General features: G+C 72.9%; 11 protein-coding genes. 10 read left to right on the top strand and 1 reads right to left on the bottom strand.

The features are described 5' to 3' along the window. The first annotated feature begins 44 nt into the window (after nt 1-44). The 8 genes from ACFCV8_RS11925 to ACFCV8_RS11960 all read left to right on the top strand — a co-directional run bounded on the left by ACFCV8_RS11925 (nt 45) and on the right by ACFCV8_RS11960 (nt 11,534). On the top strand, nt 45-1,958 hold the full coding sequence (locus ACFCV8_RS11925; protein WP_376685169.1) for a hypothetical protein: 1,914 nt from the start codon (nt 45-47) through the stop codon (nt 1,956-1,958). Nucleotides 1,959-2,028: 70 nt separating this feature from the next. Further along, on the top strand, nt 2,029-3,033 hold the full coding sequence (locus ACFCV8_RS11930; RefSeq protein ID WP_376685170.1) for a zinc-binding alcohol dehydrogenase family protein: 1,005 nt from the start codon (nt 2,029-2,031) through the stop codon (nt 3,031-3,033). Continuing rightward, nucleotides 3,030-4,244 (top strand): class I SAM-dependent methyltransferase, encoded by a 1,215-nt coding sequence (locus ACFCV8_RS11935; protein WP_376685171.1) that lies wholly within the window; start codon nt 3,030-3,032, stop codon nt 4,242-4,244. The genes ACFCV8_RS11930 and ACFCV8_RS11935 overlap by 4 nt, the downstream gene beginning before the upstream one ends. Before the next feature lie 18 nt (nt 4,245-4,262). Next, nucleotides 4,263-4,820: an AAA family ATPase gene (locus tag ACFCV8_RS11940; RefSeq protein WP_376685172.1), complete on the top strand. Its 558-nt coding sequence runs from the start codon at nt 4,263-4,265 to the stop codon at nt 4,818-4,820. Nucleotides 4,821-4,920: 100 nt separating this feature from the next. Beyond that, nucleotides 4,921-5,535, top strand: coding sequence for a hypothetical protein (locus ACFCV8_RS11945; RefSeq protein WP_376685173.1), 615 nt, complete (start codon nt 4,921-4,923; stop codon nt 5,533-5,535). A gap of 30 nt (nt 5,536-5,565) precedes the next feature. Then, the gene (locus ACFCV8_RS11950) at nt 5,566-7,053 is read left to right on the top strand and encodes an SDR family oxidoreductase (RefSeq protein WP_376685174.1); all 1,488 of its coding nucleotides are present in this window, start codon (nt 5,566-5,568) and stop codon (nt 7,051-7,053) included. A 183-nt stretch (nt 7,054-7,236) separates the two neighbouring features. Then, on the top strand, nt 7,237-7,656 hold the full coding sequence (locus ACFCV8_RS11955) for a hypothetical protein (protein WP_376685175.1): 420 nt from the start codon (nt 7,237-7,239) through the stop codon (nt 7,654-7,656). Beyond that, nucleotides 7,653-11,534: an AAA domain-containing protein gene (locus tag ACFCV8_RS11960; protein WP_376685176.1), complete on the top strand. Its 3,882-nt coding sequence runs from the start codon at nt 7,653-7,655 to the stop codon at nt 11,532-11,534. The genes ACFCV8_RS11955 and ACFCV8_RS11960 overlap by 4 nt, the downstream gene beginning before the upstream one ends. Nucleotides 11,535-11,900: 366 nt before the next feature. Here ACFCV8_RS11960 and ACFCV8_RS11965 read toward each other — a convergent pair whose 3' ends face one another. Beyond that, nucleotides 11,901-13,295, bottom strand: a complete 1,395-nt coding sequence (locus ACFCV8_RS11965) for a hypothetical protein (RefSeq protein ID WP_376685177.1) — start codon at nt 13,293-13,295, stop codon at nt 11,901-11,903. A gap of 162 nt (nt 13,296-13,457) precedes the next feature. Here ACFCV8_RS11965 and ACFCV8_RS11970 point away from each other — a divergent pair, with 162 nt between their 5' ends. Both ACFCV8_RS11970 and ACFCV8_RS11975 read left to right on the top strand, forming a co-directional pair. Continuing rightward, nucleotides 13,458-14,777 (top strand): molybdopterin-dependent oxidoreductase, encoded by a 1,320-nt coding sequence (locus ACFCV8_RS11970; protein ID WP_376685178.1) that lies wholly within the window; start codon nt 13,458-13,460, stop codon nt 14,775-14,777. Continuing rightward, nucleotides 14,741-15,274: a hypothetical protein gene (locus ACFCV8_RS11975; protein WP_376685179.1), complete on the top strand. Its 534-nt coding sequence runs from the start codon at nt 14,741-14,743 to the stop codon at nt 15,272-15,274. Before ACFCV8_RS11970 ends, ACFCV8_RS11975 begins: the two co-directional genes overlap by 37 nt. Nucleotides 15,275-15,281: the final 7 nt, after the last annotated feature.

Consider the following 15,281-nt stretch of genomic DNA (forward strand, 5'->3'; position numbering starts at 1 on the left):
CCGAACCGCCGGACGCGCGGCAGCGGCAGGTGCTGGACTGGTACGTGTCCCGCCCGCCCGGGCACGGCGGCACCGAGCGGGCGTGGCCCGAGGGCGCGGTGATCGTCGTGGGCAGCGGCCCGGTCCCGTACGCGGCCGACCTCGCGGCCCTCGGCTGCCGCGTGGCCGCACGCCTCCCGCTCGACGACTGGCGGCGGGGTACCGGTGCCGTCGAGCGGTCGGTCCCCGCGTCGGCGGGATACGTCCTGGTGACCGTCGCCCGGCAGGCGTTCGATCTCCGGTTCGCCGGGGACGTCGTGGACCTCGAGCACCGGACCGCGCTCCCGGTGGGCGTCCTGCCCGCGCGCACCGCCGGGGAGCTGGGCTTCATGCTCCGGCGCATGGCCCTGGCCAGAGGGGCACGGGCCGGGAAACACGTCCTCGTCGACGCCGCCGACGCCTCGTCCGTCGTGGGCGACCCGGCAGAGTTCGCCGCGCCCGGCACCGTGGACGTGCACAGCGTCTCCGTGTACGGGCACGGCAACGAGTCGCATGTGAAGGTCGGCGACCGGTTCGTCTGCGCGCACAGCACGAGCGCCTTCCCCGGGCAGGACTGCGCGTGCGCGGCGAACGGTCTGCGGCTGTGCCGTCTCGACGACATCCGCTGTTCCTGGATCCACCTGGGATCGTGCGGGGCCCTGATCCCGGACTGGCGGCGCAGCCTGCCCGCGACCAACTTCGTCGACGCCTTCGCCACTTCCCACGCGGCGACGCTGTGCGGGTCGCTCTACCGGATGCCGACGTCGCGCCGGGCGATCCTGGCCCATGAGCTGGCCCGGCTCGAGGGGGCCGCGCCGGGAGCGGACGACCGGTCGGCCGGGACGCTGTGCCTGGGCGACCCGGTGCTGCTGCGCCACGGCCCCGGAGCCCCGGACCGGCGGGCGGCCGTGGTGTCCCTGGCCCGCGAGCTCGCGGAGACCGGGGCGGATGCGGCGCGCCTGGCCGGGGACCGGGCGCGGCTGCTTGCCCTGACGCGGTCGGTCGAGGACGCCCGGGGCGTGCTCGTCGCCCTGCGCATGGCGGCGGGCCCGTCCGCGCGCGGTGCGCTGGACGCCTGCGCGCGCGGGGTCGACCGGGCCTCCGGCTGGGCGATGCGGGCCGCCTCGGTGCTGTCCGCGGCGAGCGAGCGGGCGCTGTACCGCGAGGCGGTCCGGGCCGATTTCACCCAGTGCGTCGGCCGGATGGAGGCGCTGGCCGAACAGTTCGAGCGGGGGCTGGTCTCCTTCCTGGCGAATGTTCCGGGCGGCCTTCCCGCGAACGTCGCGGTGAGCGCGCTGGCGAGCGTCCTGGCCGACGTGCCCGCGATCGGTGCCCGGGCCGTCGAGCGCGCCATGAAGACCGGGCTGCTCTTCGAGCCCTCGGGGCCCAAGGTGCTGTGCGCCTGCCGGCTGTGCGGGCTGCCGGTCCGGGTCGGCGTGGCCCGGGGCGCGGCGGACGGCCGGGAGTGCTTCTGGGCGCGGTGCGACGTCTGCGGGCAGCTGGCGCGGTCGCCGGACGGGGAGCGGTTCCCCCTGGTCACCGTGGCGGGGCCGGGTGCGGTCGGCGTGCGGTTCCTCGGCGCGCGCGGGGGTGCCGGTGCGTGGCCGGGGCCGTCCGTCCGGGTGGTCGTCGACGTGGACGACGGGGGCCGGGGCCTGCACACCAGGAGCGTGCACACCGCCGCGGCGGGCGAGGAGGTGCGCGTGCGGTGCGACACGGGTGGCGCGGGCCCCTCGCTGCGGGTCCGGGCACTGGTGGTGTCCGGGTTCGCGATGTGGTTCGCGCGTGCGACCGTACCGTCCGCCGAACTGCTCGGCGCCCCGCCCCGCTCCGACACCCGGCTCCCCTCCGACTCCCCACTCCCCTCCGGCTCCCCGCTCTCCCCCGACTCCCCGTTCCCTTCCGACTCCCCGTTCCCTTCCGGTTCCTCGTCCCCCTGACGCGAAGGAAGTCATATGCGTGGTACCGCTGCCGGCCGGCCCGAGGACGAGGGCTGAGGACGGAGGACGTATGAAGGCCGTGTTCGCCACCGCCCCCGATCCGGACGACCCGCTGTCCACCGTCGTCGTCGGCCACCGCCCGGACCCCGAAGTGCCTCCGGGCTGGGTACGGGTGGAGGTCCGGGCGGCCTCGCTGAACCACAAGGACCTCTGGACCCTGCGCGGCGTGGGGCTCGACCCCGACCAGTACCCCCGCATCCTCGGCTGCGAGGCGGCGGGTCAACGGCCGGACGGCACCCGCGTGGTGCTGTACCCGCTGCTCGGCTCTCCGCCGGGGGTGAGCGACGAGACGCTGGCGATGCCCGCGGCGCAGCTGGTCGGTGCCCGGCCGGGGACCCTCGCCGAGTACTTCGCCGCGCCGCCGGAGAGTCTGCTGCCCGTCCCGGACCACCTGTCCTGGGAGGAGGCGGCCTGCCTGGTGTGCACCTGGCTCCCCGCCTACCGGATGCTGTTCACGAAGGCGGCGCTGCGCCCCGGGGACACCGTGCTCGTCCAGGGCGCCGCGGGCGGCCTCTCCACCGCGCTGATCAGCCTGGCCGCGGCGAGCGGCGTGCGCACCTGGGTGACCGGCCGGTCCGCCGCGAAGCGGGCCCTGGCCCGCCGTCTGGGCGCGAGCGCGACGTACGAGCCGGGCGCCGAGCTGCCCGAACCGGTCGACGCGGTGATCGACAGCGTGGGCCGGGAGACGTGGACGCACACCCTGCGCAGCGTCCGGCACGGCGGCACGGTGGTGGTCGCCGGTGCGACGACGGGCGATGTGCCGCCCGCCCGGCTGCACCGCATCTACTTCCACCAGATCAACGTCGTCGGTTCGTTCAGCGGGACGCGGGAGGAGTACGGGCGGATGCTGACGCTGATGCGCACCACCGGCATCCGACCGCTGGTGGACGACGTACTGCCGGTCCAGGAGGCGCGCGCGGCACTCAAACGGCTCGCGGACGGTGACGTACGCGGCAATCTCGTCCTCACCTGGCCGGATCGCACCGGCCCGGCCGATGGTGGGAGCGCCCGGTGAGCGCCGCGATCGAGATCCTGCGCGAGGCGGGCGACGGCGCCGCCGTCCCGCCGTGCGACCGACGGTTCCATTACGTGCCGCCGTGGCGGGCGGCGACCCTGGCGGTGCTGACGGAGCGGGTGCTGCCGTCGGTCGCCGAGGTGGCGGCCCGCTACGCCTCCGCCGCCCGGCCGGATGCTCTCGTCGCCGCCGACGAGACGGCGACACTGATCGCCGCGTGTGCCTACGTACGGCTGCGGGGAGCGCGCGACGGCTGCACCCTCGCGTTCGGCGGACTGCCCCCGGAGGTGGCGCGGCACGCCCGTACCGAGCGGATGACGGTGCGAGCGGCGCTGGAGTGCGTCGGCTGGTTCAACGCCAACCAGCGCCCCCTCACCCGGGTGGACCTCGCGCCCGGCGCACCCGGCGGGGCGGGGGCGTACGACGGGGCGCTCTACGGGCCGGAGCTGGCACGGCGGTACGCCCCGGCGCGGCCGGTGACCGAGCGGTTCAATGACGTGCTGCGCGGCTTCGCCACGGACTTCCTGGGCTCGTTCCGTGTCCTGGAGCTGGGTACGGGCACCGGCAGGCTGGCCCGCAACGTGGCGCCCTTCGCGGGCTCCTACACCGGGATCGAGGCGTCGCGCGCGATGATCGACGCGGGGCGCCGGGACGGCCTGGACGTGCGGCACGGCGACATGATGGCGATGCCGTTCGACGCCGGGTCGTTCGACGCGGTCGTCGAGCACGAGAGCATCGACTTCTGCACGGAGCCGTTGCTGGCGGCCACCGAGGTCGAACGCGTACTGGCGCTGGGCGGCAGGTTCTACCGCGTCGAGCTGGAGACCGCGCCCGCCGCCGGGATCGGCCGGCTCCAGGAGGCGATCACCGCACGGCTCGCGGAGATGTCCGGCGGGGTCTTCCCGTACTGGACCAAGGGCCAGCGTCAGCGGCTGCACGGGTGGCTGCTGCGCCGTGGCTTCGTGCACCGCAGGATCGAGCTCGCGCGCTGGGACGAGACCCGGACGCTCCAGGGCTGGCTGCAGGGCCTGGTGAACGCCAGCTACCCGTCCTTCTCCGGCATCGACGAACGCGCGGCGCGGTCCGTCTGCGTGGAACTGGCGCACGCCGCCGCGCTGGGCGGCCTCGACACCCGGTGGCCGGGACGCGCCGGTGTGGTCCTGCACGAGTACGAGCCCGTCGACCGCTGCTGCCCGAAGCACCTCCCGTGACGAACAGGAGAGAGAAGCATGCTGCTGTGGATCAACGGCGCTTTCGGCGCCGGCAAATCGAGCGTCACCGAGCAGCTGACACGGATCGCCGGCCGAGTCATCGTCTTCGACCCGGAGGAGGCCGGCTTCCATCTCCGTGCCTGGGTGCCGATGCCGGAGTCCGGGGACTTCCAGGACCTGGCGTGCTGGCGCGACGTCGTGGCCCGGTCGTGCGCGGCGTTCGTCCGGCACTACCCGGACCACCTCCTCGTCGTCCCGATGACCGTGCTGAACGACGCCTACCGGCGGGAGATCTTCGACATCGTCCGCGAGGAGAGCGACGAGCTCCTGCACATCTGGCTCTCGGCCGACCCGGAACTCCTCGCGCGGCGCATCACCGCCCAGGTCGTGCACCCCGACGACCCGGTGCGGGACGCGGAGGTACGGGCCTGGCGGCTCGCCCGGATCGACAGCGCGACGGCCTGCGAGCGACGCCTGGGTACGGACCCGGGCACGGTCGTCCTGCCGACGGACGACGCGAGCCCCCGGCAACTGGCCGAACGGATGCTGCACCCGGAGATCACGTGCTGGATGTGACAGGATCGGGCGCTGTGAGGACGCTTCCCGTTCAGTCCACCGCAGCCACCCCCACCCCCACCGGCACCGCGCCCGCGACCGCCGCCGACGCCGCCGTCCGATGACCGGCGAACACTCCGGGCGCGAGATCGACGAGGGGCGCTTACCCGAGGACGTCGTGGCGCTCGTCGACTCCCTCGGCCCCGGCGAGGACCTGGTGATCACCCGGGACGGCGCACCGCTCGCCCGGATCTCCCCCGTCACCAGGAACGTCCTCATCGGCACCGTCATCGCCCCGCCGAACGCCTCCGAGGCCGACCCACCGCCCGCCGACCGGTCCGTCACGGTCGTCGTCACGGCCATGGAGCTGTCGGACTCGGTCCGCAACACGCTCTCCGACCAGCTCGGCCCGGACTACATCGTCCTCGACATACACGCCGCCCCCCGATCGGCCGACGTCCTCCTGATCCCCCCGATCAGCCCCCAGCTGATCGGGTCACTGCGCTCGGCGTTCCCCGACGCCCGGGTCGTCGTGACCGAGATCGAGGACCCCGAGCTGGGCGTCGACTACCAGGGCCCCGTCCGCCGCCTCCTCGACGCCGGAGCCGAGGCGTACCTCCCCCCGGCAACGGTCCCCCGCCTGGCCGAACAGCTGACCCACACCCTCGCCCGCCGCCACGGCCCCGCGCTGGAGTCCCCCGCCTCCCGGGAGATCGGCCCCTCGCAGGACCCCTGAGCGAGCAGACCCCGAGCAAGCGGAGAAGCCATGGAAACGAAGGCTGACCGGCCCCTGTGCCTGGTGACCGGGGCGACCGGCTACATCGGCGGGCGGCTCGTGCCCGAACTGCTGGCCACCGGGTACCGGGTGCGCTGTCTGGCCCGCTCCCCCGGGAAGCTGCGCGACCACCCCTGGGCCCGCGAGGTGGAGGTGGTCCGGGGGGACGTCACCGATCCCGTCGCGGTCGGGGCAGCGATGCGGGACGTCACCGTGGCCTACTACCTGGTGCACGCGCTCGGCACCGGACGCGACTTCGAGGACACCGACCGCGAGAGCGCCCGCATCTTCGGCGAGCAGGCCGCCGGAGCCGGTGTGCGCCGCATCGTCTACCTCGGCGGGCTGACCCCGGCCGGGGTCCCCGAGCGCGAGCTGTCGCCGCATCTGCGCTCCCGGTCCGAGGTCGGGCGCATCCTGCTGGAGAGCGGCGTACCCACGACGGTGCTGCGGGCCGCCGTGATCATCGGCTCGGGCTCGGCGTCCTTCGAGATGCTGCGCTACCTGACCGAGCGGCTCCCGGTGATGGTCACCCCGAGCTGGGTGCGCACCCGCATCCAGCCGATCGCGGTCCGCGACGTGCTGCGTCTGCTGGTGAGCGGCGCCGGGATGCCCGCGGACGTGAACCGCGCCTTCGACATCGGCGGGCCCGACGTCCTGACCTACCGGGACATGATGCTTCGCTACGCGGCGGTCGCCGGGCTGCCCCGGCGTGTGATCCTGCCGGTTCCGGTCCTCACCCCGGGCCTGTCCAGCCTCTGGGTCGGCCTGGTCACACCGGTCCCCTCGTCCATCGCCCGGCCGCTGACGGAGTCGCTGCGGTACGAGGTGGTGTGCCGGGAGAACGACATCACCCGCTACGCCCCCGACCCGCCCGGCCACCCCATCGGCTTCGACGAGGCGGTCCGGCTGGCCCTCAAACGCGTACGCGACGCCGATGTCTCCACCCGCTGGTCCTCCGCCTCGGTGCCCGGAGCCCCCAGCGACCCGCTGCCCACCGACCCCGACTGGGCGGGCGGCAGCCTCTACACCGACCGGCGGGAACGTCGGGTCGACGCCCCGCCCGATGCCCTGTGGCGGGTCATCGAGGGCATCGGCGGGGAGAACGGCTGGTACTCCTTCCCCCTGGCCTGGTCCGTCCGCGGCCTCGCCGACCGGCTCGTGGGAGGTGTCGGGCTGCGCCGCGGTCGCCGCGATGCGCACCGGCTGCGCGTGGGCGACTCGGTCGACTTCTGGCGGGTGGAGGAGATCGACCCCGGGCGGCTGCTGCGGCTGCGCGCCGAAATGCGCCTGCCCGGACTGGCCTGGCTGGAACTGCGTGTCGACACCGACGACACCGGCCGCACCCGCTACCACCAGCGCGCCCTGTTCCACCCGCACGGACTGCTCGGCCACGCCTACTGGTGGAGCATCTCCCCTTTCCACTCCATCGTCTTCGGCGGAATGGCCCGCAACATCGCCCGCACGGCCGAGCGGGCCTGACGGCCCCGTCCCGGGAGACGGCGCGCGTCAGGTGGCCGATCCGGTCATGTGCACAAAACCCACCGTTTTCGCGTCAACGACCAGCAGGTTTCCGGAAACCGGAGGGTCAGCTACCGAGCGGCTTCGGTACGCTCGTCCGTCCGTGCGTCCGCCGCACGGGAATGACATGGGGGGATCCAGAACGTGAGCACCACCACCGACCCGGCCGGCCCCGGACGTCGCATCACCATCCTCGACGAGGACCCGCTTCGTGCCCGGCGCGAGGCGCGTGAGCTGCTCGCCGCCCTCGCCGAGGTCGATCCTCGCGCCGCACTCGACGTCCCGCGTCCCCGGTCCGAGGACGAATCCAGCAAGGGCGGCCCGGTCACCGACCTGATCGGGCTGGTCTTCAGCGGCGGTTCACTCGTCGCCGCCGGCATCCAGATCTGGCTGGCCCGCGTGCCTCAGCGGGACGTTGTCATCACCAGGCCTGACGGCTCCACGCTCCGCATCTCCGGCAGGGAGGCCCGGGCCAACAGCGAACTGGTCGAACGGTTCCTCTCCGACAGTACGTCCGGGGAACAGAACGAGGACGGCGGCGAGGCGGGTCCGGAGACTCAGTGAGCGACAACGACCGGTACGCCATGCTCATCGGCGTGTCCGCCTACGCCAGTGACCGGTACCACGACCTTCCGCCCGTCCGGGCCGACCTGCATTACATGCAGGCCGTACTGGAGAACACCGAGATCGGCATGTACAACGAGTGCGCGATCGTCGCCGAGCCGACCCGCTCCGAAATGCTCCATGCCATCGAGCAGTTCCTGGAGGAGCGGCAGCCCAGCGAGACGGCTCTCCTCTATTTCAGCGGGCACGGCCAGTTCTGCGAGACCGACGGGCAGCTGTACTTCCTGACCCGGGACACCGATCCGGACGACCTGCCCGGCACAGCCGTCCCGGCCGAGTTCCTGGAACGGACGCTCCAGTCCTGCCGGGCCGCCTCCAAACTGGTGCTGCTGGACTGCTGCTCCAGCGGGTCCGTCGTACAGGGGTGGACCTCCAAGGGGGACGCGCACCCCGGCGACCGACCTGCGACCAGTACGCTCCTGCACCCGACCGGCGTGTACTTCATCACCGCCTCCGACGCACTCCAGGCCGCATCCGCGATGGCCCCGGAGGGGTCCGCCCTCGGTACCTCCCGGTTCACCGGGGAGATCGTGGAAGGCCTGCGGAGCGGGCGGATCAAGGACGGTGGCTGGATCACCCCGGACGACCTCTTCGATTACCTGACCGCGCAGATGGTGGTCAAGGGCATCCCCGAGGAACAACGGCCGACCAAGTCCACGATCCGGGCCACCCGTTCACTCCCGTTCGCCCGCTCCGTCGCCCGCCCGGTCCGTCTTCCCGACGCACCGCGCGACACGGTCCGCTCCACCGGCCGCTCCGAAGCCTCCCCCGCTCTGCTGAAGGCACGGCAGTTGGTCGCCCGGGAGGCCGAGCAGGGCATCGACCCGCAGCGGCTGCTGCGGTACTACGCGCACTGTCTCAGCGCCCAGGTGGCATCCGGAATGCTGCCCGATCGCGACAGCGGCCGGGACGCGGCGTACTTCCTGCTGGGCAAGGGGCCGGAGGCGATCCAGTCCGGGCTGGAGCAGTCCTTTCCCGCTCCCGGGCAGCTACCGAAACCAAAGGACGCGGGAACACGGAACGACGGGTCCGGGCTCCAGGAGTACTGGTACGGATACCCCGCGATCACCCTTCCCGGACGCGCGGACAGCCGTCGACGGACATCGGTACGGATCGCTCCTCTGCTGGTCCAGCCGATGGAACTCGCCCCGGACGAGAACGGCCGCGACCTGCTGCGCCCGAGCGGGGTCCCCTGCCTGCACACCGGTGTGGTCACCGAGCTGCTCTCCGACGACGAGGCCGCCGAGCTGCTGGACCGCTGGCAGCCGAGCTGGCAGGAGGGCAACGGCCCCCAGATGGTCAGGGCGGTGCGCGAGCTCCTGGGCGAGCTCGGCGTACCGGAGCTGGAGCCCCTCGACCTCTCCTCACTCAGTGAGCGATCCGTGATGGATTCGCTGCGGCCCGGCGCCCACAACGCTGCCGTGCTGCTGGCGCCTTCCGGTCTGGAGCGGGTCGCGACCGAGGGCCTGGTCGACAACCTGCTCCAGATGTCCACGCGTACGAGTCAGATCGCGGGTACCGCGCTCGACACCTTCCTTCTGGGCGACGGCGACCGCGGGAACGAGCCGGATTGTGACGCGGCGGTCGTGACAGTGGTTTCCCCCGGTCCGTGCAACGAGAGCCAGGAGCGGGTGATCTCCTCGGCGATGACCCGGCGGCTCACCGTCGCGACCGGCCCACCTGGCACGGGAAAGAGTGAGGTGGTGACGGCCGTGGTCGCGACCGCCGTCGCGGCCGGGCAGTCCGTACTCGTCGCGTCCACCAACAACGAGGCCGTCGACGTGGTGGCCGAGCGGTGCGACAAGATCTCGCCGGGCCTGCTCATACGGACCGGGAACGTGGAAGCCCGGGAGAGGGAGGCGACGAAGCTGGCCGGGCTGCTGGCCGAACGGGCCGTCTCCCCGGCCCGCGGTGCCGCGACTGTGGCCGGTGAACTGCGCCGCCGGCACGCCCGGACAACTGCGCTCCGGGCAGAGGCGACAGCTCGGATCGATGAGGAAGCGCACCTGTTGGAGCTGTTCCGTGAGCGGGCCCGGCAAGCGGACGGGCTCGGGCTGCCCGTGCGAGTACTGGAGGACGCCTGGGCCACGGAGGGGCCGACCGCGCTCGCCCGCTGGGAGGAACGTGCCAGAAGGGCCGCCGGTGCAGGGTGGCTGACCCTTGGCCAATGGCGTCGCGGTCGGGCTCTTTCAGTCTTCGTGAGTTCATCCGGCGGCGAATCAGGGACTCCGTGGCCGACCTGGGCCGCACGACGCCCTGTCCCGCCCGAGTTGCTGCTCGGCCTCGCGGAGACTGTGGCGGTGGAACGGGCCCTGCGGGAGCTCGTGCCGGCACATCTGGAGTGGGACGAGGACTCCCTGCGGTCGGCGCGGCTGGAGAGCGCCGCCGCGTCCTCGGAGGCGTCGGAAGAACTGGCGCGTTCCGTGGCTGCCGAGGCCATGGTGCGGGGCCAGTCGCTGATGAACCAACGGCTCCAGGCACTCCGTCGGCGTTCCGGCTTCCAGAAGAGCCAGCGCAATCTGATGGCGCACATGAAGGCGTGGGCCGTCAGCACGCACTCGGTGCGCCAGCTCGAACTCGCCCCGAAGCTCTTCGACCTCGTGGTGATCGACGAGGCGAGCCAGTGCTCGATCCCCTCGGTACTGCCGCTGTTGTTCCGGGCGAAACGTGCCCTGATCATCGGCGACCCGATGCAGCTCGGGCACATTCCCGGGATCAGCCCCGAGCAGGAGCGGCAGGCCCGGGTGCGGGCAGGCCTGTCCGCCGCGCAACTGGAGGATCACCGTCTGGCCTACCACGTGTACGCCTCGTACCACGCGGCCGCACAGCACGGTGAGACGGCGTTGCTGCTCGACGAGCACTACCGGTGCCATCCTCAGATCGCGGACGTGGTCAACGGCTACTGCTACGCGGGCCAGCTGCAGGTCCTGACCGACACCCGCAGGCAGATCCCGCCGGTACATCCGGCAGGAGCCGCCGATCCGGCCCCAGTGATGGGCTGGGTGGATGTACCTCATGGAGAGTCCGCAGCCGGAAGCGGCGGCCGGTCGTGGCGCAACGAGGCCGAGGCGGACCAGGTGCGGCAGCTCGTGGACGAACTGCTCGCACGGCTGCCGGAGGACGCCACGGTCGGAGTGGTCACGCCGTTCCGCGCCCAGAAAGAAGCGTTGGCCAGGTTGTGGGCCGACGACGACCGGGTCCGGATCGGCACCGTCCACGCTTTCCAGGGCGGCCAGCGTGACGTCATGGTCCTGAGTCCGGTGGCCACGGACAACACTCCTCCGAGGACGGCGCACTGGGTGGCGAGCCAGGTCAACCTCTGGAACGTCGCGATCACCCGGGCGAAGTCGCAGCTGATCACCGTGGGCAGCCATCACTTCTGGACAGGTCGGTCAGGACTGCCGGCCGTCCTCGCGGAGCGCTCGACGATACTGCGTACCGGGATCACCGTCCCGGACGCGATCCCCGTTTCACCGACACTGCCCGGTTTCCACGAGGAGCTCGCCGACCGCCTCCAGGAGTACCTCGGCACCCGCGGCGTCACCGATCTGGAGCGCGCGGCAGTGGTCGGCGGGCACACGGTGGACCTGCTGTTCACGATGGACGGGAAGAACACGGCGGTACTCATCGACACGGGTCCGGAGCCCGGGCGGGATCCGGCACGCCATCTGCGCCTCGCCCATGCACGCGGTGACCTGCTGATCGGTCTCGCTTCCGGCGGCCGCGGCGCGAAGCCCGCGCCGGTGACGCGAGCGGTGCGCCTGCCCGCGTGGCGGGTGACCGCCGGGCCGGAACTGCTGGACCCGCTGTTCACCTGACCGCCCCGCACGGAACGGAAGCCCGCGGGACGGGTCACGCGGACAGGCACCCGGCGACGTACGACATGTGCTGGACGTTGCCCACCCGGAGCCAGGTCTCCGCGTCGCCCGTCCCGGGTGGCCCCCGCCCGTGCGCGCGGTCGCGCGGCCAGGCCTCCCCCGCGCCGGCGGTCGCACCCCGGAAGTCCGGCATCTCGACGAGGTGCCGGACGGCTGTCCGTCGGCTCTGCCCGTGTCCTCTCCCCTTCCTTCCAGGCTCCTCCTTCTCCGGACGCCCCGGAACAACGCCTGTCCGGCCTGATTGACCGGAAATGCCGCCGGGCGGCCGGACGGTGATGAGACGTGCGGGGCCTCACCGAAGATCCGTCACCACTCGGTCCACAGCAGGTGGTTGACGAGCAGGGCGACGACGGCCTGCGCGGCCAGCCAACCGCGTCGGGTGCCGGTGGGCAGGAGGGCCGTGGCGGGCAGCAGCCAGAGGAGGAAGGGCTGCCAGATGCGTTCCGTCTCCGCCTTGCTCATCCCGGACAGGTCGGCGGCCAGGAGTGCCAGGAGCCCCGCCGACACGAGCAGGATCAGCCGCTGGGACGGGCGGGTGGTGCCGGTGCGCAGGGCACGTACGGCCCCGGGGGTGCCGGCCGCGGCGCGGCGGAGTCCGGCGACCGTGGCGAGGCCCGCGGCGACCGTGGCGCAGGCGAGGTTGGCCCAGACCCAGTAGGAGTACGGGCGGATGCCGCCGGCGCCCTGGTAGTAGCGCTCGACCAGCAGTTGGTAGCTCTCCCACCAGTTGTAACCCGCCACCGTGAAGAGGACCGGGACGACCAGCGCTCCGGCGAGGAGGAGTGGGACGGGGCGGGCGGTGCGGGCGAGTACGAGGACGGCCAGGAGCGGAACCGCGATGAGCGTCAGACCGTAGCTGAGGTAGCAGGTCAGCCCGAACAGCAGGCCGGAGGCGAACGCGGCGGCCGTGGGCAGTCGTACCGAGCGGGTCGCGGCCAGGGCGAGAAGGGCCACGGACCAGGCGGCGACGGCGGCGAAGTAGGCGTCCGCGGAGGTACCGGCCCACACCGCGACCGGTGCGAGGACCAGGAACGGGGCGGCGCGGCGGGCGAGGCGTTCACCGGCCAGGGCCCGGATGGTGATCAGGACGGCCGGGACCGCGGAGGCACCGGTCACGATGCACCAGACCCCGGCCCAGGCGCCTCCCCCGAGCCCGATGCGGTCGAGGAGGACGAAGGTGAGCGTGGCGCCCGGCGGGTGCCCGGCGACATGGGTGGGCCAGTTGTCCGGGGAGCCGAGCAGGATGTGGCCGGTGAAGCCGCGCAGGGCCGCACCGATGTCCTGGAACCGGTCGACGGCCCGCAGGTACTCGTGCCTGGTGGTGAGCCGTTCGGCGACACCGGGGCCCCAGCCCTCGATCAGCGCCAGCGAGAGGATCCAGGTCAGGGACGCCGCCCAGGCGGCCGACAGCAGTGCCCGCAGGCCGATGCGGTCGGCCAGCGCGGGCCCGTACGCGATGACGGCCGCTGCCACGACGACGGCGGCGGGGGTGCCGGGGCCGGTGTGCGGGTGCCAGGAGGCGAGCAGAGGGGGCCAGCGGACGAAGAGACTTCCGTCGGCGGCCTCGATCGACCGGCCGGCGAACACGGCGGCGGTGACGAGCACGACCCCCGCGACCGCGGCGATCAGATCACCGCGGCGGCCGGTGCGGTGCCCGGTGCCGTCCGTGGCGGGTGGTGCGGTGCGCTCCTCGGTCCTCACGCGGGAACGCTACGCACAGCGGGGCGGTCGCGCGTGCAGCCACGGGATCGTGTCACCGAACCGCCGCATCTTGCTCCGACTGCCCGCTCCGGGGTGTGACGTCACGCATGCGTCAGGAGTCGTACACCCTGCGGCCGGGCGCCCCGGGCATAGCTTCGGGCCATGGACGACAGGCATGGGAGCGGGGGCTCCCCCTTCTCATCACTTCGCGGCCCGGCGCCCGGGCGCGGCGGGGCCCTGGCCGGGCGGCTTCCCTCCGCGCCCGGGTTCTGGCGCAGTCCGGTGCGCGGTGTCCGGTTCACGGCGGTGCTCGGGCTCGTCCTGCTCGCCGGGCTCACCCTGGTGTTCGTCACCGGGCTGCTGTCGTACGCCGCGTACAACCCGGATCTCGCACCGGTCAACGACAAGACCCCGGGCAAGGGCCTGCTGGGGTTCTACCTCTTCTCCTGGCCGACCGGTCCGCACTGGCTGTACCGGCTGACGCAGGGGCTGCACGTCACGGTGGGCGTCGTTCTCGTGCCCGTGCTGCTGGTGAAGCTCTGGTCGGTGATCCCGAAGCTCTTCGCGCTGCCGCCGGTCCGGTCGGTGGGGCATGCGCTGGAGCGGGTGTCGCTGCTGCTGCTCGTCGGCGGGGTGCTGTTCGAGTTCATCACCGGGCTGCTGAACATCCAGTTGGAGTACGTGTTCCCGGGGTCGTTCTACACGCTGCACTTCTACGGGGCGTGGGTGTTCTTCGCCGCGTTCCTCGCCCACACCGGGCTGAAGCTGCCGCGGGCCGTACGGGTGCTGCGGGGCGGCCGGCTGGAGGGCTCCCCGCCGGGCGAGGCGGACGAGCTGGCCGCCCCCGACCCCGCACCGGCGACCGTCTCCCGGCGCGGGGCGCTCGCCATGGCGGGCGGCGGGTCGTTGCTGCTGCTGATCACGTCTGCGGGCCGCAGCTTCGACGGCCCGCTGCGGCAGCTCGCCCTGCTCACCCCGCACGGCGCGGCCGAACCGGGGCCGGGCCCGAACGGCTTCCAGATCAACAAGACGGCCGCGGCCGTCGGGGTGACGGCGGCCGACACGGGACAAAACTGGCGGCTGACCGTCACCGGGCCCGCCGGGACGGTGCGGCTCGGCAGGGAACAGCTGCTGGCCATGGACCAGTACAGCGCGGCGCTGCCGATCGCCTGCGTGGAGGGCTGGTCGACGTCGGACCAGTGGTGGCGCGGAGTCAGGCTGAGTGATCTGGCGGCCCTCGCGGGGTACCCGGACCGGCCGCCGGGAGTGCTGGTGGAGTCCGTCCAGCGCACCGGCGCGTTCCGGAAGGGAGCGCTCCGCCACAACCAGGTGCGCGACCCGCGCGCGCTGCTGGCGCTTCAGGTCAACGGCGAGGACCTGTCGCCCGATCACGGGTATCCGGCGCGGATCATCGTCCCGGCGGCTCCCGGCGTGCTCAACACCAAATGGGTGGCCCGGCTGACGTTCGACGAGGCGCTGTGAGCGGGAGGGCGCGGAGCCGGGTGAATCCCCGGTCGGTTCTGCGGCGCTGGTACGGGGAAGGGCCGCTGCATCTGCTCCTGCTGGCCGCGACCTTCGCGCTCGCGGGGTACGCGGGCGTGCGGCTGCTGTCGGAGAACACCTTCGCGGTCGTGGTGTGGTTCGTCGGCTCCGCGCTCCTGCACGATCTGGTGCTGCTGCCGCTGTACGCGTCGGCGGACCTGGCCCTTCGCCGGGCGCTCGGACACCGGCCCCGGCTGGTCAACCACGTCCGGGTACCGGTCCTCCTCTCCGGTCTGCTCCTGCTGATGTGGTGGCCGCTGATCACCCGGCACGCGGTGCGGTACGAGCCCTACACCGGGCTGTCGCCCGATGTGTTCCTGGGGAACTGGCTGCTGGTCACGGGGCTGTTGTGCGCGGGCTCGGCGCTGCTGCTCGTCGTCCGTGCCGCCCGGCCGCGGCGCGGGGACACGGAGCGGCGGCCGTCCGCCGCCCGCTGACCCACGC

It is taken from the genome of Streptomyces sp. NPDC056347 (assembly GCF_042262625.1).
GTDB lineage: Bacteria > Actinomycetota > Actinomycetes > Streptomycetales > Streptomycetaceae > Streptomyces.

Bases quoted from the DNA above. Each gene is read 5' to 3' on its own strand.
- ACFCV8_RS11940 (WP_376685172.1), top strand. From the start codon at position 4,263: ATGCTGCTGTGGATCAACGGCGCTTTCGGCGCCGGCAAATCGAGCGTC.
- ACFCV8_RS11970 (WP_376685178.1), top strand. From the start codon at position 13,458: ATGGACGACAGGCATGGGAGCGGGGGCTCCCCCTTCTCATCACTTCGC.
- ACFCV8_RS11930 (WP_376685170.1), top strand. From the start codon at position 2,029: ATGAAGGCCGTGTTCGCCACCGCCCCCGATCCGGACGACCCGCTGTCC.
- ACFCV8_RS11945 (WP_376685173.1), top strand. From the start codon at position 4,921: ATGACCGGCGAACACTCCGGGCGCGAGATCGACGAGGGGCGCTTACCC.
- ACFCV8_RS11950 (WP_376685174.1), top strand. From the start codon at position 5,566: ATGGAAACGAAGGCTGACCGGCCCCTGTGCCTGGTGACCGGGGCGACC.
- ACFCV8_RS11975 (WP_376685179.1), top strand. From the start codon at position 14,741: ATGGGTGGCCCGGCTGACGTTCGACGAGGCGCTGTGAGCGGGAGGGCG.